This window comes from Candidatus Poriferisodalis sp., assembly GCF_965204125.1.
Lineage (GTDB): Bacteria > Actinomycetota > Acidimicrobiia > Acidimicrobiales > Poriferisodalaceae > Poriferisodalis.
This window is the reverse complement of the sequence record NZ_OZ241968.1, coordinates 1,895,996-1,916,879: the sequence shown is the minus strand read 5'-3', so window position 1 is coordinate 1,916,879 and position 20,884 is coordinate 1,895,996. Positions and strand designations below refer to the sequence as shown.

Annotated in this window: 16 protein-coding genes; 7 read left to right on the top strand and 9 right to left on the bottom strand. The window is 67.5% G+C overall.

Annotated features, from left to right (window positions below):
- Nucleotides 1–71: 71 nt before the first annotated feature.
- Both ACOGXD_RS09055 and ACOGXD_RS09050 read left to right on the top strand, forming a co-directional pair.
- On the top strand, nt 72–1,046 hold the full coding sequence (locus ACOGXD_RS09055; RefSeq protein ID WP_419914349.1) for a crotonase/enoyl-CoA hydratase family protein: 975 nt from the start codon (nt 72–74) through the stop codon (nt 1,044–1,046).
- A gap of 15 nt (nt 1,047–1,061) precedes the next feature.
- On the top strand, nt 1,062–1,916 hold the full coding sequence (locus tag ACOGXD_RS09050) for an alpha/beta fold hydrolase (protein ID WP_419914346.1): 855 nt from the start codon (nt 1,062–1,064) through the stop codon (nt 1,914–1,916).
- A gap of 33 nt (nt 1,917–1,949) precedes the next feature.
- Here ACOGXD_RS09050 and ACOGXD_RS09045 read toward each other — a convergent pair whose 3' ends face one another.
- The 4 genes from ACOGXD_RS09045 to ACOGXD_RS09030 form a co-directional block, all read right to left on the bottom strand.
- Nucleotides 1,950–2,720, bottom strand: coding sequence for an SDR family oxidoreductase (locus ACOGXD_RS09045; RefSeq protein ID WP_419914344.1), 771 nt, complete (start codon nt 2,718–2,720; stop codon nt 1,950–1,952).
- Nucleotides 2,721–2,790: 70 nt separating this feature from the next.
- Nucleotides 2,791–4,041 carry an acyl-CoA dehydrogenase family protein gene (locus ACOGXD_RS09040; protein ID WP_419914342.1) on the bottom strand — a complete coding sequence of 417 codons (1,251 nt, stop codon included), beginning with the start codon at nt 4,039–4,041 and terminating at the stop codon, nt 2,791–2,793.
- A 69-nt stretch (nt 4,042–4,110) separates the two neighbouring features.
- Entirely contained in the window at nt 4,111–5,661 is a 1,551-nt protein-coding gene (locus ACOGXD_RS09035; RefSeq protein WP_419914340.1) for an acyl-CoA carboxylase subunit beta, read from the bottom strand.
- Between the two features lie 105 nt (nt 5,662–5,766).
- Nucleotides 5,767–6,798 carry a zinc-dependent alcohol dehydrogenase gene (locus ACOGXD_RS09030; RefSeq protein WP_419914338.1) on the bottom strand — a complete coding sequence of 344 codons (1,032 nt, stop codon included), beginning with the start codon at nt 6,796–6,798 and terminating at the stop codon, nt 5,767–5,769.
- Nucleotides 6,799–6,896: 98 nt separating this feature from the next.
- Between ACOGXD_RS09030 and ACOGXD_RS09025 the strand changes: the two genes are divergently transcribed.
- Entirely contained in the window at nt 6,897–7,682 is a 786-nt protein-coding gene (locus ACOGXD_RS09025; RefSeq protein ID WP_419914336.1) for an SDR family NAD(P)-dependent oxidoreductase, read from the top strand.
- A 104-nt stretch (nt 7,683–7,786) separates the two neighbouring features.
- On the opposite strand, the gene ACOGXD_RS09020 is transcribed toward ACOGXD_RS09025, so the two are convergent.
- Nucleotides 7,787–8,197, bottom strand: a complete 411-nt coding sequence (locus ACOGXD_RS09020; protein ID WP_419914334.1) for an acyl-CoA thioesterase — start codon at nt 8,195–8,197, stop codon at nt 7,787–7,789.
- A 99-nt stretch (nt 8,198–8,296) separates the two neighbouring features.
- Here ACOGXD_RS09020 and ACOGXD_RS09015 point away from each other — a divergent pair, with 99 nt between their 5' ends.
- On the top strand, nt 8,297–9,961 hold the full coding sequence (locus tag ACOGXD_RS09015; RefSeq protein WP_419914332.1) for a Ppx/GppA phosphatase family protein: 1,665 nt from the start codon (nt 8,297–8,299) through the stop codon (nt 9,959–9,961).
- On the opposite strand, the gene ACOGXD_RS09010 is transcribed toward ACOGXD_RS09015, so the two are convergent.
- Nucleotides 9,889–11,916, bottom strand: a complete 2,028-nt coding sequence (locus tag ACOGXD_RS09010; protein WP_419914330.1) for a 5'-nucleotidase C-terminal domain-containing protein — start codon at nt 11,914–11,916, stop codon at nt 9,889–9,891. The two genes, ACOGXD_RS09015 and ACOGXD_RS09010, sit on opposite strands and share 73 nt — an antisense overlap.
- A gap of 149 nt (nt 11,917–12,065) precedes the next feature.
- Here ACOGXD_RS09010 and ACOGXD_RS09005 point away from each other — a divergent pair, with 149 nt between their 5' ends.
- Nucleotides 12,066–14,444, top strand: coding sequence for an MMPL family transporter (locus ACOGXD_RS09005; RefSeq protein ID WP_419914328.1), 2,379 nt, complete (start codon nt 12,066–12,068; stop codon nt 14,442–14,444).
- Between the two features lie 27 nt (nt 14,445–14,471).
- On the opposite strand, the gene ACOGXD_RS09000 is transcribed toward ACOGXD_RS09005, so the two are convergent.
- On the bottom strand, nt 14,472–14,987 hold the full coding sequence (locus ACOGXD_RS09000) for a YbaK/EbsC family protein (protein ID WP_419914326.1): 516 nt from the start codon (nt 14,985–14,987) through the stop codon (nt 14,472–14,474).
- Nucleotides 14,988–14,996: 9 nt separating this feature from the next.
- On the bottom strand, nt 14,997–16,040 hold the full coding sequence (locus tag ACOGXD_RS08995) for an LLM class F420-dependent oxidoreductase (RefSeq protein WP_419914324.1): 1,044 nt from the start codon (nt 16,038–16,040) through the stop codon (nt 14,997–14,999).
- A 107-nt stretch (nt 16,041–16,147) separates the two neighbouring features.
- Between ACOGXD_RS08995 and ACOGXD_RS08990 the strand changes: the two genes are divergently transcribed.
- Nucleotides 16,148–17,341, top strand: coding sequence for an acyl-CoA dehydrogenase family protein (locus tag ACOGXD_RS08990; RefSeq protein ID WP_419914322.1), 1,194 nt, complete (start codon nt 16,148–16,150; stop codon nt 17,339–17,341).
- Nucleotides 17,342–17,435: 94 nt separating this feature from the next.
- Complete coding sequence (locus ACOGXD_RS08985) at nt 17,436–19,037, top strand: FAD-binding oxidoreductase (RefSeq protein ID WP_419914319.1); 1,602 nt, start codon at nt 17,436–17,438, stop codon at nt 19,035–19,037.
- A 74-nt stretch (nt 19,038–19,111) separates the two neighbouring features.
- Here the strand turns inward: ACOGXD_RS08985 and ACOGXD_RS08980 are convergent, their stop codons facing one another.
- Complete coding sequence (locus tag ACOGXD_RS08980) at nt 19,112–20,824, bottom strand: ABC transporter substrate-binding protein (RefSeq protein ID WP_419914318.1); 1,713 nt, start codon at nt 20,822–20,824, stop codon at nt 19,112–19,114.
- Nucleotides 20,825–20,884 lie beyond the last annotated feature (60 nt).

The following is a 20,884-nucleotide window of genomic DNA, read 5'->3' as shown; positions in this document are numbered from 1 at the left end:
CACCCCGGTCCTCCGCCGCCCGCCGGCCCTCGCAGCCATGCGCTGGGGCGCGCGCAGCTAGCGTCCGCGCCATGAATACCGACGCGGGAGACGCGGGAACCGCCGGAGGGACTGAAGGCACCGGCGAGCCCGAGCCGGTGGTGCTCTATGACGAGGTCGACACGGTCGCGTTCATCACGCTGAACCGGCCCGAACGCATGAACACGCTGACCGAAGCCGTCATTGCCGGGGTGGCGGATGGCATCGACCGGGCGACAGCGTCCCGCAACGTTCGCTCGATCGTGCTCCGCGGCAACGGCCCCACGCTTACCGCCGGCTACGACCTGAATCCAGGCGGCGGCACCCCGACGGCGTCGGGACAGACCTCGAGCGGGGGCACGCACGACGAGCTGTACGACTCGTGGGGCAGCCCCTACAGCGCGCCAGGCCCCAAGCCGCGCGCAGGCGCCTGGGACCCGGTGCGCGACTGGCAGTTCATGGGCCACAACGTCAAGCGGTTCATGAAGATCTGGGAGTGCCCCAAGCCGGTGCTGGGCCAGATCCACGGCTGGGCGATCGGCGGCGCCACCGACATGATCCTGTGCTGCGATCTGCTGTTCATGGCCGATGACGCCCACATCGGCTACGCCCCATCCCGCATCTACGGCACGCCCACCACGATGATGTGGGTGTACCGGCTGGGCCTCGAGCACGCCAAGCAATTCCTGCTGTCGGGCGACGCCATCGACGCCGAAACCGCCCACCGCATCGGGCTCGTCGCCTACGTGCACCCGCCCGACGAGCTCAGCGAGCAGGTCGAGGCGTTCGCCCGGCGGTTGGCGCACATCCCTGCCAACCAGCTCGCGCTCAACAAGCTGCTGATCAACCAGGCCTACGAGAACATGGGCCTGCGCACCAGCCAACTACTCGGCACGTTCTTCGATGGCGTGACCCGCCACACCGAAGAGGCCTACCGCTGGGTGGAGGATTTCGAGACGAAGGGATTCCGCCAAGTGATCGCTGAGCGCGACGCTCCCCACGGCGACTACGGCGAGCGGCCCCGATGAGCACTCAAGACGGGCATGGCACTGCCCGCAGCCGCCTCAGGCAAAGCCAACCGCGGGTCGGGCGCTGCGATGGCTGAGCGGCCGGTGTTGGTGCTGCTGCACGGGCTCGGCGCCAACCGCCATGTGTGGGACGGCGTGGCCGAGCTGCTCAGCGTTCGCGGCACTTCAGTGCTGGCGCCAGACTTCCGAGGGCACGGACGGGCCGCGTGGACCGGCCATTACTCGTTCGGGGCGATGGCAGCCGACGTCGCAGCAGCGCTGCACAGCGAGTACGCAGCGGAGCCCTACGCCGTCGTCGGGCACTCCATGGGCGGCGCCGTTGCGCTCGCGCTCGCGTCAGGCTGGTTCGGTCCCGCTCCAGCATCGGCCGCCACAATCGGCGTCAAGATCCGCTGGTCCGACGAAGAGCTGGCCCGCATCGACGGTCTCGCTGCCCGGCCGCCGCGAGGGTTCGACGACCGCCAGGCAGCCGCTGAGTGGTTCTTGAAGCTGTCGGGTCTGTTCGGCGTGATCCCGGCCGACGATCCGCGCCTGGCGGCAGCGATTGACGCCGGCGTGGCCCACGACTCGGGCCAGGAACTGCCTTGGCGTGCGTCACAGGATCCCGCCACCGTGAGTGTCGGTCCGCCCGATCTCGCGGCATTGCTGCCGGCGACAAAGTGCCCGATCTCCATGGCGATCGGCGAGCGCGATCCGCTAGTCGCAGCCGACCATCACGACGATCTGGCCGCAGCAGCGTCAGCGAACCCGCTGACCGCAGGCGTTGCCGAGCCACATGTGTTCGGCGGCCTCGGCCACAACGCGATGGTCGAGGATCCCCGCGCAGTCGCCGGCTGGCTCGCGGCGCTGCCAGGGTTCGCCGCCGACTGACCAGCGGCTCAGCACAGGGTCAGAGCAGCCCGGCTAGCCCTCTTCGAGCGGCAGCTCTCCGGAGATCTTCACGCACTCGCCGCCGTCGATGTCCATGACGTGGCCGGTCAGCCATGTCGCAGCCGCCGAAAGAAACAGTGCTGCCTCGCCGATGTCGGACGGCTCGCCCAGCCGCTTCATCGGCAGCTGGTCGGCGATCATCTTGCCGCGCGGCCCGTCCCACAGCACCCGCGCAAAATCGGTGCGGATGAGCCCCGGAGCGATGCAGTTCACACGCACCTTCGGCCCCAGCTCGGCAGCGAGCTGGCGGGTCATGTGCATCAGCGCGTCCTTGAACATGCAGTACACGCCGAGCGCCTCGGAGGTGTGATGGCCGCCCACCGAGGCGATGTTGATGACGGAGCCGCCGTGCTCAGACATCCACATCTGCCATGCCGTCTGGGTCCACTGCAGCGGCGCCCGCAGGTTCACTTCGTAGGTCTTGTCGAGCCGCGGCACGTCGCAGTCGACCATGGGACCGGCCCACGGGTTGGTTGCCGCGTTGTTCACCAGGATGTCCAGCGAGCCATAGCGCTCGATGGTCGCGCCCAGCACCCGCTCAGCCTGGTCGAGATGGCCGATGTGCGCAGCGATGAAATCGCATTCGCCACCGATATCGGCCACAGCGGCCTCGCACTTGTCGGCCTTGCGGCTCGTGATCATCACGTTCGCGCCCGCATCGGCGAACGACTTCGCGATGCCCTTGCCGATGCCGGCTGAGCCGCCGGTCACCAGCGCGGTCTTGCCGTCAAGTCGCAATTCCATGATCAGTTCCCTTCAGTCGTGGGTGTGTGCGCGTGCGCGCCTCGTTCGTACAGGTCTCGTTCTGCCCGGATCAGTTCTTGCCGATCTGATTCCACGGGCCTCCGTCGGCACGCGGTTCACGCGGCAGCCCGAGCACCCGGTCGCCGACGATGTTGCGCTGCACCTCCGACGTGCCCGCGTAGATCGTGCCCGGACGGGCGCCCATGAACGTCTGGACCCACGACAGCGACGAGAACTCTGCTCCCACGGCATCGGTATTGATGCCGTTCGCCGCCGGATGGCCGCTGGGAGCCGTCGCCTCCATGCCCAGCAGGTCCAGAGACAGCTCGGTGACCCAGTGGTGATACTCGCTCCACAGGAGCTTGTGCAGCGACGACTCGGGCCCAGGTGCATTGCCGGCCAGCACGTTGGTGACGTTGCGCTGGCCCATCCACTTCATGATCTCGACCTTGGTGTGGGCCCGGGCGAGATCTTGGCGTACGAGCGGGTCGTCGTTGGCGCCCCGCTCCAATGCGACCTCAGTGATGCGATTGAGTTCATCGCGGAAGCGCAGCGCGTCGGTGGTGGCGCCGTGGCCCCGCTCAAATCCCAGCAGCACGTTCGCCACCCTCCAGCCGTCGTTCACGTCGCCGACCACGTTCTCCTTCGCCGTCTTGGCGTCGGTGAAGAAGACTTCGTTGAAGTCGTGCCGGTTGTTGATGTTGATGATCGGGCGCATCTCCACGCCGGGCTGATCCACCGGCACCAGCAGGAAGGAGATGCCCCGGTGCTTGGCCTCGGTGGGATTGGTGCGGCACAGCACGAAAATCCAGTTGGCGGTGTGCCCGCTGGAGGTCCAGATTTTCTGGCCGTTGATCACCCACTCGTCACCGTCGAGCACGGCGCGGGTGCCCAGGTTGGCGAGGTCCGAGCCGCTGTCGGGTTCGCTGTATCCCTGGCACCAGCGGTGCTCGCCCGAGATGATCTTGGGCAGGAAGTGGCGCTTCTGCTCTTCGGTGCCGCACTCGATGATGGCGTTGCCGACCATCGTGATGCTGAACCCGTCGTTGTCGCCCCCGGTGGGCACGCCAGCCTTGGCGAATTCCTCGGCCAGCACGATCCGCTCGACCTCGCTGAGCCCCGCTCCGCCGTACTCGACCGGCCACGAGACGGCCAGCAGCTGATTCTCCGACAGCAACGCCCGCCATTCCTCGCTGAAGCGGTCTGCAGCCTCGTCGTCGAGGGCGCCCATGCCGGACCAGTTCGAGGGCAGGTGCTCTGCCAGGAAGGCCTGGATCTTCTCCCGGTAGTCCTCGGCCTCGTCGGTGTAGGTCGGATCCATGGGCGCGCTCCCCTGCTTGGCTGACAGCTCAGCTCGTCGCTGAGTCTGCCACGCGACAGGGTGGTTGGCTCAGGGCCGGTAACCGAACGCAGACGGCCCGGGGCGGAGCGAGCGGCGGGCCAGGTCCACCCACTCGCACAGCACCGGACGGGTGTCGCGGGGGTCGATGATCTCCTCGATCTCGAAGAACTCCGCAGAGCGGTGCGGCGAGCGAACGCTGTTGAGCCGCTCACGGATTTCTTCGAGCAGCTCGTCGGGCGTCTCACTGTCGGCCAGGTCCTGCTTGTAGGCCACCTCGAGGCCGCCTTCGATGGGCAGCGAGCCCCAGTCGCCCGAGGGCCATGCCACCCGGAAGCTGCGGGCACCCGGCTTGTTGTTGGCCGCACCTGCGACGCCGAATGCCTTGCGGATGACCACACAGGCGAATGGCGCAGCCAGCTGACCGAGAGCGGCCAACGCCGCCGAACCGAATCGGATCGTCCCGCTCTCCTCAGATTCCTTGCCGATCAGAAAGCCCGGGCAGTCCGCGAGATGCACCACCGGCAGATGGAACGTGGAGGCGGTGTCGAGCAGCCGGATGAGCTTGCGGCAGCTGTCGGCCGTCCAGCCGCCGCCGTACACGTACGGATCCTCGCCGAAGATCGCCACCGGCCACCCGTCGAGGCGTGCCAGTCCAGTGATGATCGACCGCCCCCAGCGACTGCCGATCTCGAAGAAGCTGCCCTGGTCGCAGACCGACTCGATGATCGAGCGCATCTTGTAGACGCGCCGTGGCTCGCGGGGCACAATCGAGATCAGATCGTCGTCGCGCCGCTGCGGGCTGTCGCCGCTCAGCACACGCTCGGGCAGCTCGTCCACGTTGGCGGGCAGGTACGACAGGAAGCGGCGTGCGCGCTCGAACGCCTCGTCCTCGCTGTCGACTACATCGTCGATGGCGCCGTTGGCCGTGTGGATGTCGGCGTGGCCGAGTTCTTCCTTGCCGTGATCGCCCAGCGACGCCTGCTCGACCAGTGCCGGCCCGGCGATCATCATCTGCGCGGTGTCGCGCACGATGACCGAGTAGTGCGCTGTGGCCACACGGGCGGCACCGATGCCCGCCACCGAGCCCAGCGCCAGCGACACTGACGGTGCCACCGAGAGGTGGTTCACGATGACGTCCCAGCCCCGCAGCTCGGGGATGTACGTGCGGCCTGCCATCTCGATGGACTTGACCGAGCCGCCGCCGCCCATGCCGTCCACCAGGCGGATGTGCGGCAGTCGCATCTCATAGGCCATGGACTCGGCGGCGTTGCGCTTCTCGGGAATGGTGGCGTCCGAGGAGCCGCCGCGCACGGTGAAGTCGTCACCGGAAAGGACAACAGGCCGATCGTCGATGCGGGCGAGGCCGAAGATGAAGTTGGACGGCGTCAGGTGGACGAGATTGCCGTGATCGTCGTATTCGGCGACGCCGGCGGTCTTGCCGATCTCGTGGAACGAGCCCTTGTCCGCCATGACGTCGATGCGCTCGCGCACCGTCATCTTGCCGAAGAAGTGCTGGCGCTCGACCTTGTCGGGCCCGCCCAGCGCTTCAGCGAACGCTTCGCGGCGGCGCAGCTCAGCGATCTCAGGCTCCCAGCTCATGCGACCCCCGTTCTGGCTGCTCGCTCCGATTCAACAGATCTGCACAGAGCGTACGGCCGAGTTCGGGGTGCCTGCCGTTGAAGCCAGGAGAACATCCCGATCCGTTCAGCCGGCAGTGGGATCGACCAGCAGCTTGATCGCCGCATTGCGCCGCGTCGCGAGATCGTCAATCGTCTGCGGCAGCTCATCGAGCGTGATCGTGCCCTGCACCAGCGGGGCGACGCTGATGCGGCCATCGGCGATGAAGCCGGCCGCGGCGCGCATCTCGTCGAGCGTGAACGCCAGCGACGTGTCCACCGAAATCTCCTTGAACAGCCAGCGGTTCGGTCGGATCACCGCATCGCTGCCGGTCACGCCCACAATGCAGACCGAGCCGCCGTAGCGCACCATGTCCACCGACTGCTGGATCGTCTGCGGGATGCCGGCACAGTCGAATGCGATGTCGGCCCGCAAGCCACCGGTGACCTCATTCACCGCCTCGCGCATCTCTGCGCCGGGTTCCACAGCCATATCGGCCCCGACTTCGAACGCGAGGCGGCGCCGGTCGGCGTCGGGTTCGATCGCAATCACCGTCCCCGCTCCCGCGAGGCGAGCGCACTGGGCGACCAGCAGGCCGATCGGTCCGCAGCCCACGACGCACGTCACGTCGCCCGCTCGCATTCGGCTGCGACGTACCGCGTGCAACGCAACCGAAGCGGGCTCGATCACCGCAGCGTCGTCGTCGGTGAGCTCGTCGGGCACGCGCACCAGTCGGTCCGCGCTCGCCGCCATGTACGGCGCGAAACCTCCCGAGGCCGGCGCCTTCGGGCCCATGTAGTACGAGCGCGCTGTGGAGCAGTAGGCGGGGTGATCGGCGCGGCATTCCGGGCACTGGCCGCAGCCCGGTGCCAACCCGCCCGTGACGCGGTCGCCCATGCCCACTACCTGAACATCAGCATCCACAGCAACTACGTTGCCGACCCACTCGTGGCCGCAGATTCCCGGCGCGTAGGGCCAGCCTTCGGCATAGGCATGCACGTCGCTGCCGCAGATCCCGCAGAGCGAGATCTCCACCAGCGCCTCGCCCGGCCCGGGCGTCGGCTCGTCGACCTCCCGTAGCTCGAACTGTTCCTTGCCGGTCACCAGTCCCGTGCGCATGCCACATGGTCGCGCACGACTGGCCCCAGCGCACCGGGCCCGGTGGTCGGCAGCGCCCAGATTGAGCGCGAGACAGCGCCCACAAATATGGTGCGCGTATGGAATTGAGACTTGACGGCCGCACAGCGCTGATCACCGGGGGCAGCCGAGGTCTGGGACGGGCGATGGCCGAGACCTTTGCGGCTGCAGGTGCCGCGGTGGCGGTAGTCGCCCGCGACCAGGCGGTGCTTGATGACACGCTCGGCGCACTCCGAGCTGCAAACCCTGGCGCGGCTCACGCAGCCATTTCGGCCGACGTCCGGCGGGCCGACGAGGTTGCGCGGGCCCACACCGAGGCGGTGGAGGCCTGCGGCCCGATCGACATCCTCGTGAACAACTCCGGGACATCGAATGCGAAGCCATTTCTCGACATCGACGATGACGACTGGCAGGACGACCTCAATCTGAAGCTCTTCTCGGCAGTACGCCTCTGCCGACTTTGCATTCCCCACATGCGCGATCAGCGCTGGGGCCGCATCATCAACTCGCTGAACGTCGGTGCGAAGGCAGCGAGCGCGCAGACGTGCCCCACCTCAGCGAGTCGTGCCGCCGGCCTGGCGATGACCAAGGCGCTGGCGTCAGAATTTGCCCCTGACGGCGTGCTGGTGAATGCCCTCATCACCGGACTGCTGGTGACCCACCAGTGGCAGACACGCTGGGAACGCGAGGGTCACGACACCGCCTTCGAGGACTACACCGCGGCCATCGGGAATCGCATCCCCGTCGGGCGCATGGGCGACGCCCAAGAGTTCGCCAACCTGGCCCTGTTCCTCGCCAGCGACGCCGCCAGCTACGTCACCGGCACCGCAATCAACATCGACGGCGGATTGTCCCCGGTGGTCTGAGGCCAGTCCGCCGTCGCAACCAGCACGGGCGGCGGATTGTCCCCGGTGGTCTGAGGCCAGTCCGCCGTCGCAACCAGCACGGGCGGCGGATTGTCCCCGGTGGTCTAGCCGGGGGTCAGCGCGCCGAACTTGTCCATCAGGCCAGGAGGCGGGCGACGGGGCTTGCCGCTGTTGTCGCAGATGGCCGCTGTCAAGTGGCCCTCCACCAGCACCGCATCGTCGGACTCGCGGATGATCCGCTGCTGCCACCGCGTGCTCGCACGGCGACGCTCGACCAATTCAGTCTCGACGCGCAGCGTGTCGCGGGCGGTCGCAGGCGCCCGGAAGCGCACCTCAAGGTTCGTCACCACGATCTGGACATCTTGATCTGAGAGGTCCGGCAACGCGAGATCGGCGGATTCCAGCGCCAGGCAGCGGGCCGCTTCAAAATACGACACATAAACCGCGTGGTTGACGTGGTTGTACGGATCCAGCTCGCCGAATCGAGGCACGATCTGGGTCGCGTGTGTCGCCATCGGCGGAACGCTAGTGGGGCGTCATGGCGGGCCGACCGCAGCCATCTGCTGAGCCGACATCATCTGGGCCGCGCGCCGCTCCCTCTAGCGTTGCGATGCGTGAGCGTCATCGCGGCGATCGATGTCGGAACGAACTCGTTCCACCTCGTTGTCGCATCGGTCGACGCAGATGGCCATTTCGAAGTGCTGACACGCGAACGCGAGCCGGTCCGGCTGGGATCGGGCGGCGAGGACATGAAGCGCCTTACCGCCGATGCCATGGATCGCGGCATCGCGGTGCTCGACCGCATGCGGCGCATCGCTGATCACGCCGGCGCTGCCACCGTCACAGCCGTGGCCACCAGTGCGGTACGCGAGGCCGACAACCGAGGCGAGTTTGTGGCGCGGGCCCTCTCCGAGGCCGGCGTGGACATCCAAGTGGTCTCCGGCGTCGAGGAGGCCCGACTGATCCATCTGGGCGTGATGGCGGCCGTCCCGGTGCTCGACAAGCGGCACCTGGTCATCGACATCGGCGGCGGCTCCACTGAGTTCATCGTCGGCGACGGTGCCGAGCCGCTGCTGATGCGCAGTCTCAAGCTCGGCTCAATCCGGCTCACCGACCGCTTCTTCCCCGAGGGCCGCTCGCGTAAGCGTGCCGTTCGCGAGTGCCGCATCCACATCGAGTCGTTCCTCGGCCACTTGCCAGCCGAGATCGGTGAGCTCGGTTTCGAGACTGCTGTCGGCTCGTCGGGAACCATCATGGCCTTGGCGCGCATGTGCGCCATCCGGCGCGGCGATCGCGACAGCCGTACCGGCCGGCTGTCGTTCACAGGCAAGGAGCTGCGTTCCCTCACAGCAGATCTCGCCAATGCCACGACTCCGGCGCGCCGGCTCGACATCGAAGGGCTGGAGGAACGCCGAGCCGACATCATCGTGGGCGGCGCGCTGTTGCTGTCGGAGACGTTCAAGCTGCTTGGCATCAAGCGCATGGAAGTATCCGACTACGCCCTGCGGGAGGGGATCCTGTTCGAGCAGATGCGGCGAGCGGCTGCACCGGGGCTGGACCCATTCCACCGTCTCGAAGACCTGCGGCGCTCGGGAGTCATGTACGTGGCGAACAGCTACCACGAGGACCTGGGACACGCCGAGCACATCACCGACCTGGCACTGGAGTTGTTCGACGGCCTGAGTTCTCAGCACGGGCTCGGCGAAGAAGACCGGGAGCTGTTCGAGGCAGCCTCGCTGCTGCACAACGTGGGGATATTCATCTCCCACAGCGCCCACCACCGTCACAGCTACTACATCATCCGCAACAGCGAGCACCTCACGGGCTTCACCGAACGCGAGATCGAGATCATCGCCCAGGTCGCTCGCTATCACCGCAAGAGCGCGCCCAAGTCCAAGCACGCTGAATTCGCCTCGCTGGGTTCAGCAGACAAGAACAAGGTGCGCTGGATGGCGGCCATGCTGCGCGTGGCGATCGGCCTTGACCGCTCCAATCGTCAGGTGGTGACACGCATCCGCGTCGCGCACGAGCCTGGGGAGTCGGGCATGCAGCCCGACGGCGAACTCCGACTGGTCGCACGCGTCTCACCCGGTGTTGACACCTCCGTCGAACTCTTCACTGCCCGAGCCCGCAGCGAACTGCTCGAATCGGTCACCGGACGCACCGTGGTGATCGAGTCTGAAGTAGCCGAGACCGGTCGGGCCACTCACCCCACCAATGGGATGCGCAGCACCCAGCCCACCAGGATCACGTCCGGGTCGGTCAGCGCACCGCCATAGGCCTGCTCGCGGCCTTCGTTCGCCTCGAAGATGAGCGGCCAGCGTGCCCCGTGGCCCAGGTGCGCCGCCGCGATCTTCCAGAGGAAGTCGCCAGGTTGCACGGTGTAGAGCATGTAGTCGCCGTCCTCGGGCGCTTCCTCGGATGCCAGCGCCATCACCCGGTTGCCGCCGTCGACGGGGTACTGCTCAGCGCTGATCATTCCGTCCAGGTCTTCGGCGATGTAATCCGCCAATGCCTGCTGGTAGGTGACGCCCAGCCGCGTGAACGAGAGGTCATCGAGCGGGTAACAGTCGCCGCCGTTCGCCAAGAAGTCCAGAGTCGCCAAGGCCACCGGGTCACCCGGCACCACCTCGCCGCCCGTGACGATCAAGGTGCCGTCGTCCAAGGTCACCTCACGCAACCGCGTGCCAGCGGGTTCGATGAGCGCGCAGTCGCCGTCACGGTCGATGCCCTGCCCCGCGCCGTTGGGGTCGTAAACGACGGTCATGCCCGAGACATGCGGGAACTGTCCCGTCGCTCGCGGCAAGACGCTCAGCGCCCGCTCGAGCAGCTCGGCCAGCGTGGCACGCGGCACCTCGGCGGTCACGAGCACGTTATTGAAGGGGGCGATGTCCCAGGTGGTGCCCACGCTTACGGTGCCCGCACCGATGACCGAGTCGTTGCGGAGCCCGCCGCCATTGGTCACCGCCACCTGCGGGGCCGCCACGCCGAAGCCAGGGGCGAGATGCGCGCCGCGCACCCGCAACGCGTCGGCCATCAGGCTGCCGACGTTGGTGGACTGGGTGCGCAAAACCAGCTTGCGGCCTTCGAGATCGACGTCGCTCGTGCCGAGGGCGGTGCTGCCCACTAGGGCCACCTCTGCGGTCAGCGGCTCCACCACATCGGACTGCACCGTGGCATCGGGATCGCGGTCGAGCGCTATCCCGATCGAAGCGCCCACCGCGGCGGTGACGTTGCCGTCGGCGTCGAAGGTCACCTCCAGCTTGCCGATGCAGCGGTAGCCGCCGGGAGCGGTCACTACCGGCACCCGGCTGCCCGCTGCATCGTCGACCCACGTCGGGTACGGCCCCACCGGCTTCTCATCGGGCTGGCAGGTGTCGCCGGGGTTCGCCAGGAGGTCATCGCCGCCGCCGGCGATGATCACGTCCACGCCGGTGAGCCCGACAACCAGCGCCTCCTCTTCCCTCACGTCTTGCAGGTGGCTGACGAGGATGATCTTGTCAACGCCATCAGCGGTCAGGCGATCAGCTTCGGCCTGCACCGCGGGCAGCACTGCGCTCACCACCACCTTGCGCGGACTGGAGATGTTCGGGAGCCACGGCGTCACCGCGCCGATCACACCGATGCGCTCGCCGCCGGTCTCGATCACCGTCGACGGCGCCACCAATCCCCGTTCGGCTAGGGCCGCCAAGGCCGGTTCGGCTGACACGTCGATATTGGCGCTCAGGAACGGGATCGGCGGGTCGAACCCCTCGATGAAGCGGGCTGTCACGTCGGGTCCGAAATCGAAATCGTGGTTGCCGAGCGCCATGGCGTCGTAGATGCCGCTGAGCGCAACCGAGTCGTACATCGGACCGTCGCGGTCAAGCGACACGCCGAGTTCCAGCGATGCCAGGAAGTTGTCGCCAGACGTCAACGTCACCACCGGTCCGGTATCGGCGGCAGCGGCCTGCAGTTCGCGCATCGCAGCAACGAACCGCGCCACGCCTGGAAAGCCCGACTCGGAATCGGGCAGCAGCTTCGATTCGCCGTCGTTGTTGTGCAGGATCGTGAGCGTCACCGGACCCGCAGAGATGAGCGTGGGCGTTGCATCGCCGTCGTCATCGGCTTGGGCACCCGACGGCAACGCTGCCAGCGGCACCGCCAGCAACATGGCGATGGCCGCCGCGGCCCAGCGGACGAGCCCGACTCGATGTCGGCGCAGTCCTGCGTCGTTCAGCTTGGTCACAGCCACGTGCTGCCTCCTCGGTTCATTCGCTACGCAGTGTCGCAGCGCCGTGCGGCGGTAGCTTGCCCGGCTGACTCTCATTGAGGGCTGCGCACCGGGCACCAGCAGTCTCGCTGCGCCACAGCAACGCTCACCAGCACGGAAGGACGCCGACCATGTACATCGCGCTCGGTCAGTGGTGCTTCCGGAACCCGTGGCGTGTCTTTGTTGCATGGCTCGGATTCGCCGTCACGGTCGGCCTGCTGGCTGGAATCGTCGGGCCGTCATTCGGCGCAGCGCTCAACACCCCTGATTCCGAGAGCGACCGCGCCGCCGATGTGCTGTCCACACACTTCGGCGACATCGGAGCCAACATCGGCGGCTCAATCGTGGTCAGGTCGAGTTCCGGAGTGAACGACCCGGCCGTGCGATCAACGCTCACCGACCTGTTCGCCACTGTCGACGCCATCGACGAGGTGACGGTCAACTCCCCGTATGACCCTGGCGGACGCCAGTTCATCGCCCAGCAGGGCCCTCATGCGGGCCAGATCGCCGTTGCCGAGATCCAGATCAGCCGCTCGTTCAACATCGACGAGGCAGGCGGGCTCGGCGAGCACATCACCGAACTCATCGACCGCAGCGGGGTGCGAGACATCCCGGGCGTCCAGATAGAGGTCGGCGGCGCGTGGCTCGCCGGACAGGAGCCTCCCGAAACCGAGGCCATCGGGCTCGCGTTTGCCGTCTTCGTGCTGATTGCCGCCGTGGGCTCGGTGATGGCCATGGGCGTGACCGTCGGAACGGCGCTCATCGGCGTCGGCATCGGCGCGCTCACCATCACCATCCTCAGCAACCTGGCAACCGTTCCCGACATCGCCCCGACGCTCGGGGTGATGATCGGGCTCGGCGTCGGCATCGACTACGCGCTGATCATCCTCAACCGCTATCGAGAATGGGTCCGCAGCGGCTTCGGACCGCTCGATGCGGTGGGCGCTGCGCTGGACTCTGCGGGCCGTTCGGTGGTCTTCGCCGGCGCGACCGTGGTGGTGTCGCTGCTGGGACTACTGCTCATGGGGCTGCCATTCGTCGCAGGACTGGGGCTGTCTGCGGCGATCACCGTCGCGATCGTGATGGCAGGTTCGATGACCGTGCTGCCCGCCGTGCTGGGGTTGATGCGCAACCGGATGGCGACCACCCGGGTACGCGGCATGCTCGCCGCATCGCTGGTGGCGGTGGCGCTGCTGGGCTTCGGCCTCGGACTTCGCCCGCTGCTGGCCGGGCTGCCTGCGGCTGCCGCGGTCCTGATCGCTGGGGCGTTCGGCGGCCCCCGCAACCCGCTGAGGCGGATCCTGCACCACCGCCAGCCCAAGCCGCTGCGCGCCACCGCTTGGTACCGGCTCAGCCGGGTCGTGCAGCGCCGAGCGTGGCTGTTTGCGCTCGGCGGCACCGCCGTGCTGGTCCTGGCCGCCGCCCCGGTCTTCGCACTGCGGCTGGGCTTCTCCGATGAGGGCAACTTCCCGCCCGACAGCACAACACGCAAGGCCTATGACCTCATCGCCGATGGATTCGGCCCAGGCGCGAATGGCCCGTTGCTGATCGTGGCTGAGACCTCGGGCCGTCAGGACGTCCTCGCTCTGCTCGAGCTGACCGACTCCCTGAACCGCACCGATGGCGTCGTGGCCGCCTCCCCGCCGTTCCCGAGCCCCGACGGAGGGGCCGCGATGATCCGGGTGCTGCCCGCGACCGGTCCCCAGGACGCCGGCACCGAGACGCTCGTCCACACGTTGCGCGACCAGGTCATCGCGCCGACGATGAGCGGCACCGGCGTCGACGCTCTGGTCGGCGGCACGGTGGCCTTCCAGATCGACTTCAGCGACTACCTGGCCGGACGCATGTGGGTCTTCTTCGGAGCGGTGCTCGGGGCGTCGTTCCTGCTGTTGATGGCCGTATTCCGCTCGCTGGTGGTGCCGCTCAAAGCAGTCATCATGAACATGCTGTCCATCGGGGCGTCCTACGGGGTGCTCGTGGCCGTGTTCCAGTGGGGCTGGTTCGGCAGCGTGCTCGGCATCCAGCCGGCGCCGATCGAGCCGTTCATCCCGATGATGCTGTTCGCCGTGCTGTTCGGGCTGTCGATGGACTACGAGGTCTTCCTGCTCTCACGCATGAAGGAGGAGTACGAGCGCACCGGCGATCCGGTCAACTCCGTGGCCGACGGGCTGGCCGCGACGGCTCGGGTCATCACCGCGGCGGCGGCGATCATGATCGTGGTCTTCGGCAGCTTCGTGCTGGAGGAAGAACGGGTCGTCAAGCTGTTCGGCCTGGGCCTCGCCACGGCCATCGCCATCGACGCGACGCTCGTGCGCATGCTGATCGTGCCCTCCACCATGGAGCTGCTCGGCGCTCGCAACTGGTGGCTGCCGGCTTGGCTCGACCGCATCATCCCCAACCTGCGGGTCGAAGGCGAATTGCCCGACATCAGGCAGGCCGACGACGAGGATCTTGAACCCGAGCACGCTGAGCAGCCCGAACACGGCGAAGAGCCCGAGCACGCGGGCTGAGCGCGCGCACGGCTGAGCCCATCGCAGTCAGCCAGCGACGAAGTCAGCGACCTCCGCGCCGCTCGCATCCACGAGTTCGCCGGGCGTCAGCTCGAAAACCGTGTCGGGCGTACCTGCGGCAGCCCACACCGTCTCGTATGTCAGCAGCGCCCGGTCCACGACAGCCTGCAGCACCTGCGCGTGGCCGAACGGGGGTGTGCCGCCGATTGCGTAGCCGGTGGCCTCGCGCACACCCTCAGCATCGGCCCGGGTGATCTTGCCGCCGAGCAGCTCGCCCAACCGCCTCGTATCGACCCGATTCGCACCAGAGGTCAGCGCCAGCACTGGCTGACCATCGCACAGGAACACCAGCGACTTCACGATCTGGCCCAGCTCGCAGCCCACCGCCGCAGCCGCCTGCTCCGCAGTACGCGTGCCCTCGGGGAAACGCAGGATCTCCGGCGTCAAGCCCAGTGCTTCAGCGCCGGCCAGGAACCGCTCACGAGCGCTCAGGCGCGTGGCGCCGACTCGGTTGCCGTCGGTGTCATCGATGCCGGCCGCCACGGGTGTTGGCTACTCGGCCCAGGCCTTGACTTGAGAGATGACGTCGAGCGGCTTCTCGGTCTCGGGCGGGATGGTGATGTCGAGGTAGCTCACGCCCACCGAGCGGTACACCTCGATGCGTTCCTTCACGCGCTCGGGGTCGCCGGTGAGGCTGGCCCGGTCGACGTAGTCGTCGGGCACCGCCGCGAACGCCTCGTCACGCTTGCCGGTCAGGAACAGGTCCTGGATCTTCTCGGCCTCGTCCACGTAGCCGTAGCGCTTGAACAGGTCGTTGTAGAAGTTCCTGTCGCGGGCGCCCATGCCGCCGACGTAGAAGCCCACGTTGTCGCGCACGCCCTTGCGGACCGCGTCGACCATCGGGCCCGAGCCCATCGCCACGGTGCCGCCGGCCACGATCTGCAGGTCGGTCAGATCGTCGGAGCGCTTGGCACCGCCTGCCGCCAGCGCATCACCCCATACGTCGTTGAACTTCTCGGGTAGGAAGTGGATGGGCTGCCACACTTCGGCTAGCTCGGCGGTCATCTCCACGTTGCGCGGGCCGATCGATGCAACCGCGATCGGGATGTCGCGGCGGTGCGGTTTGGCCATGAGCTTGAGCGGCTTGCCCAGGCCCGTGCCCCCGTCATAGGGCAGGCTGACGGCGCTGCCGTCGTGGACCACCTTGTCGCCCGACCACACCTTGCGGCAGATCTCGATCACGTCGCGGGTCCGGCCCATCGGCTTGGAGAACGGCACGCCGTGCCAGCCCTCGATCACCTGCGGCCCTGAGGTGCCGAGCCCCAGGATGAACCGGCCTTCGGACAGCGTGTCGATGGTCATGGCGGTCTGGGCGATGATGGCGGGGCTGCGCGAGTAGATGGGCAGGATGCCGGTCATGAGCTGGATGCGCTCGGTCTTAGCGGCCACGTAGGCCAGCGTCGACACCAAGTCGAAGCCGTAGATCTCGCCGCCCCAGATCATGTCGACACCGGCCGCTTCGAGATCGGTCACGTGCTGGGTGAGACGCTTGGGGTCGAGGCTCGCGCCCGCTCCGATCGCCATGGATGTCTTCATCGTCGTACTCCGTCGTGCTCGCTGCTGCGTTCGGTCGGCGCGAATGCTAGGAGCAACGTCGTGTCGATGACGGGCAAGCATCGGCACGAACCATGTTGGGAGGATCGATGCACGACAACGACGAGGCCGCAGACGACGTCGCCGACGAGATCATCGAGACGCTGCGGCGCTGGGTTGACGAGGTGGTGGTACCCGAGTCGTCTGCTCTGGAGCTAGCCGACGAGTACCCCACCGCGATGGCCGAACAGATGGAGGAGTTCGGCCTGTTCGGCGCCACCATTCCCGAATCGCACGGCGGTCTCGACCTCGACCACGTCACCTACGCCCGGGTGATCGAGGAGCTCTCGCGAGGGTGGATGTCGCTGGCAGGCATCGTCAACAGCCACCTCATCTGCGCCAAGCTCATCTCCCGGTTCGGCACCGACGAACAGCGCGACCGCTCGCTGGCCGGCATGGCCACCGGCAAGCTGCGCGGCTGCTTCTCGCTGTCAGAGCCCGACAGCGGCTCCGACGCTGGCGCGCTGCGCTGCCGTGCGGTGCGAGACGGCGACGAGTTCGTCATCAACGGCACGAAGATGTGGGTTACCAACGGCGAGCGTGCGGGCATCGTGGCACTGCTGGCTCGGGTGCCCGAGGGCGACCCCTCGGGCAGCTCGGGCATCACCTGCTTCCTGGTCGACAAAACGCCGGGCAAGCACTCGGGCGGCATCACGGTCAGCCGCAAGATCGACAAGATCGGCTACCGCGGGTTGGAGACCGTCGAGATGTCCTACGTGGATCACCGGGTGCCGGCAGACCGGGTGCTGGGGGGCGACGGTCTCGATGGAGATGGCGGCATCGGCAACGGGCTCCGCTGGGCCCTCGCCGCGCTTGAACTCGGCCGCATCAACGTGGCGGCCCGGGGCGTGGGCGTAGCCCAGGCGGCCTATGACGCCGCTCTGGTGTACGCGAAACAGCGCGAAGCCTTCGGCAAGCCCATCGCCAAGCACCAGGCGATCGCCTTCAAGATCGCCGAGATGGCCACCAAACTGCACGCCGCACGGCTGATGACCTACGACGCCGCGCGCAAGGCAGATGCCGGCGAGCGGGTCGACCTAGCTGCAGGCATGGCCAAGCTGTTCGCTTCGGAGACCGCGGCCGAGCTGTCGCTCGACGCCATGCGCATCCACGGCGGCAACGGATTCTCCACCGAGTACCCGGTGGAGCGCTACTACCGCGACGCGCCGCTGATGATCATCGGCGAAGGCACGAGCGAGATCCAGAAGCTGGTCATCAGCCGGGCGCTGCTCGCGGAAGACTGAGACGCCGCGGCGGCGAGGGCGAAGGCGTCTCTTGCTGGGAGAAATGGGATACGGCGCGCCTAGGTTTGCGGGGGGCGCATCTGGAGGTAGTGCAATGGCAGACCGCAAGTCGTTCTGGGCGTGGTGCCTGGAGTCCGAAGAACCCAGTGACACCGAACGGGCTGAGCTGGCCAAGAAGCTCTCGGCGCAGTACGGCACCGAGATCGTGGCCAAGCCGGTGCCGTCGGTGGACGATGCCGACCTGCGTGCGCCACGCATCTCGATTCCTGACTCGGTGGCGGGCTGGTGCTCGGTCAGCACGTACGACCGGGCCCGCTATGCCTATGGCGCACACTTCACCGAGCGGGTGCGGGCGTTCAACCTCGACTTCCCGAACCCGCCGGACGTGGTGGCGCATCCCCGCGACGAGACCGAGGTGGAGGCCACGCTCGACTGGTGCGACGCCAACGGCTACATCGCCGTGCCCTACGGCGGCGGCTCGTCGGTGGTCTGGGGCCTGACTCCGCCTGAAGACCGCGGGCCCACGGTGGTCATCTCGCTGGACCAGCTCGACCAAGTGCTCGAGATCGACGACGTGTCCCGGGCCGCGCGCATCCAGGCGGGCGTGTTCGGGCCGCACCTCGAGGACCAACTGCGTCCCAGCGGGCACACGCTGCGCCATTTCCCCCAGTCGTTCCGCTTCTCGACCCTCGGCGGATGGATCGCCACACGCTCGGGCGGTCACTACGCCACCAACCACACCCACATCGACGACTTCGTCGAGTCGGCCCGGATGATCACGCCGTCGGGCTGGTGGGAGTCGCGGCGACTGCCCGGCTCAGGCGCGGGGCCCAGCCCCGACCGCATGGTCATCGGCTCCGAAGGCATCTACGGGATCATCACCGAAGCGTGGATGCGCATCCAGAAGCGCCCCACGTTCCGGGCCACCGCAGGCATCACGTTCCCCACATGGGAAGCCGGCTACGACGCTGTGCGGCACTTGGTGCAGGCCAAGCTGTGGCCCGCAAACCTGCGGATCCTCGACCCAGCCGAAGCCGGACGCGCCGCTGGGATGGACGGCGAGCGCGCGCTGGTCATCGTGTCGTTCGAATCGGCCGAGCTGACCCAGCGCCACAACGTCGCCCAGGCGGTCGAGATCGCACGCGGGTGCGACGGGCACGTGCCCGACGACGAGATCCAGGTCGACGACGGCACCGGCACGCCCACTGGCCGCGGCGGCGCAGTCGGCGCATGGCGCAACGCGTTCATCGGCGTGGGCAACGGCGTGGAGACCTCGCTGGGGCTGATCAACGACACCTTCGAAACCGCGATCACCTGGGACCGGTGGCCCGAATTCGACGCAGTGGTGCGCGAGAAGGTGGGGGCAGTGCTGGCGGAGGTGTTCGGCGACCATCACACGCTGTCGTGCCGCTTCACCCACGTCTACACCGACGGCCCCGCGCCGTACTACACGTGGTCGGGCATGGGCACCCCGGGCGGCGAGATCGAGCAATGGCAGATCGTCAAGGACGCCGCCAACGAGGCACTCGAAGCAGCCGGCGGCACCTGCACGCACCATCACGCAGTGGGCCGCATGCACCGCCCGAACGCGTATGACCGCCAGCGCCCCGAGCTCTTCGCCGAAGCGATCCGGGCCGCCAAGAAGCGGCTCGACCCCAACGGCATCCTCAACCCCGGCGTGCTGATCGATCCCTAGACGCGACGAGCGGCCGCCGCTGCCGGGATTGCTCCCGGCGGCGACGACCGCCCATATCGCTCAGTAGGGAAGGATCAGCGGCAGCCGCCGTTGTCCTTGTCCCAAGCGCAGTTCGGCGAGCCGCCGTTCACATCCACGATGTCGCCGACGATGTTCCACGTCTGCTCTGTGGCGTCGTACTGGCTGAAGTCGGAACCCTCGACGTAGTAGCCGTCCACCGCGCCGTCGGCAGCGAAGCTGATGCCGTCCAGCAGCAGCGGGTGGTAGATGTCGAGCGACCGCGCAGCCAGGATGAAGTTCGTCCTGGTCAGCCCACCCGGCAGCTCAGCGGCCACCCGGATCGCCTCCGTGTGCGGGTACGCGAAGTAGTAGCCCGTGCCCAGCAGCGAGATCTCGGGATCGAGACCGCGATCGGCCAGTTCGTTGCGCAGGAACGAGATGAACGGCTCGTCCACGTGCTTCGGGTCGGTGGTGTCCTTGACGCCGCCGCCCACGATCCACCAGTCGTCACTGGAGTCGCCCGCCGGCGCCATGTAGGCAGCCACGGCCTTGCAGACCGACGGCGTGAACGCCACCGACAGGTCGTCGAGCAGGCCCGACGCATCGACCTCTTGGATGGCCAGCAGGCACGGGTTGCCTGCGGTCATCGAGATGAACACGTTCGGACTCGCCGCAGCGATGGTGGTGACCTCGTTGGTCAGCGTGGGAGCGGCCGGATCATGGCGCACCGGGATGAACTCGCTGACGACATCAGGATTGGCATGGGCGTAGGCCTCGAAGCCCAGCTCATAGGCCAAGCCGAAGTCGTTGTCCATTACCAGGCCCGCCACTTTCACAGGCAGCTCGTCGGCCAGGTTCTCCTTGATCCAGTTGCCCCACAGGATCGCCTCGGTCGAGTACGACATCTGCAGGCCGGTCGTCCACGGGTGGTTCACCGGGTCGCCCCAGGCCGGGTGGCCCGTCGCGACCATCACCTGCGGGATGCACTCGTCGTTGATCTGGTCGTACACGGCCAGCGTGTTCGGCGAGCCCAGCGTGTGCAGGGCAAAGACGTTCTCCGACTCGATCAGCTCGTCAACGAACTCGATGGTCTGTGCGGCCACATAGCCATCGTCACGGGAGATCAGCACCATCTCCTTGCCGGCGACGCCGCCGGTTGCGTTGACGTACTCGTAGTAGTTCTCCCAGCCGACGGTGATGTCGCCGTAGGCGGCCAGGTTGCCCGACTTCACGGTCGTCTGGCCGATCCGGATTTCCGTGTCGGTGATGCCGGTGGTGTCCGACCAGTCCGACGGGCACTCGTTCATGTCGATCTCGAAGCCTGACGGTCCGCGCAGGATGCCATCGCTTCCGACGCCGTAGTCGCCGGCTTCGATACCGGCAGTCAGATTGCTGACGATGGCTGCACGCTGCGCCGCTGCCAGCTCCCAGATGCCGTCGATGGTGGACAGATCGAAGTCGTCGATGTTGACGCTCATCATCCCGTCGTCGGCCATGTCCTCATCGGCCATGTCACCCTCGTCTTCGGCGGCGTCGTCTTCCAGCGCCTCCTGGGTGATGCCGCCGCCGATGGAGCTTTCGTCCTCCGGCTCAGCCTCGTCGGCCATCTCCTCCTCATCAGCCATGGCCTCGTCATCGGCCATGTCCTCATCGGCGGTTTGTGTGCCTGCGTCGGTGGTGCCGTCGCCGGCATCGTCGTCGTCACCGCCGCCGCACGCAGCAGCTACCAGCGAGAACGCGAACAGCAGCGCTAGCAGGCGCCACAGCCGTCGGTGTGATCCGGTCATGGGTACTCCCTCTTGATGTATCCCCGCACCAGCGGCCGAACGGTCCCCTGGCGCCCAACA

Coding starts and splice junctions, on each gene's coding strand:
- ACOGXD_RS09055 (WP_419914349.1), top strand. CDS start 72: ATGAATACCGACGCGGGAGACGCGGGAACCGCCGGAGGGACTGAAGGC.
- ACOGXD_RS09050 (WP_419914346.1), top strand. CDS start 1,062: ATGGCACTGCCCGCAGCCGCCTCAGGCAAAGCCAACCGCGGGTCGGGC.
- ACOGXD_RS09045 (WP_419914344.1), bottom strand. CDS start 2,720: ATGGAATTGCGACTTGACGGCAAGACCGCGCTGGTGACCGGCGGCTCA.
- ACOGXD_RS09040 (WP_419914342.1), bottom strand. CDS start 4,041: ATGGATCCGACCTACACCGACGAGGCCGAGGACTACCGGGAGAAGATC.
- ACOGXD_RS09035 (WP_419914340.1), bottom strand. CDS start 5,661: ATGAGCTGGGAGCCTGAGATCGCTGAGCTGCGCCGCCGCGAAGCGTTC.
- ACOGXD_RS09030 (WP_419914338.1), bottom strand. CDS start 6,798: ATGCGCACGGGACTGGTGACCGGCAAGGAACAGTTCGAGCTACGGGAG.
- ACOGXD_RS09025 (WP_419914336.1), top strand. CDS start 6,897: ATGGAATTGAGACTTGACGGCCGCACAGCGCTGATCACCGGGGGCAGC.
- ACOGXD_RS09020 (WP_419914334.1), bottom strand. CDS start 8,197: ATGGCGACACACGCGACCCAGATCGTGCCTCGATTCGGCGAGCTGGAT.
- ACOGXD_RS09005 (WP_419914328.1), top strand. CDS start 12,066: ATGTACATCGCGCTCGGTCAGTGGTGCTTCCGGAACCCGTGGCGTGTC.
- ACOGXD_RS08995 (WP_419914324.1), bottom strand. CDS start 16,040: ATGAAGACATCCATGGCGATCGGAGCGGGCGCGAGCCTCGACCCCAAG.
- ACOGXD_RS08990 (WP_419914322.1), top strand. CDS start 16,148: ATGCACGACAACGACGAGGCCGCAGACGACGTCGCCGACGAGATCATC.
- ACOGXD_RS08985 (WP_419914319.1), top strand. CDS start 17,436: ATGGCAGACCGCAAGTCGTTCTGGGCGTGGTGCCTGGAGTCCGAAGAA.
- ACOGXD_RS08980 (WP_419914318.1), bottom strand. CDS start 20,824: ATGACCGGATCACACCGACGGCTGTGGCGCCTGCTAGCGCTGCTGTTC.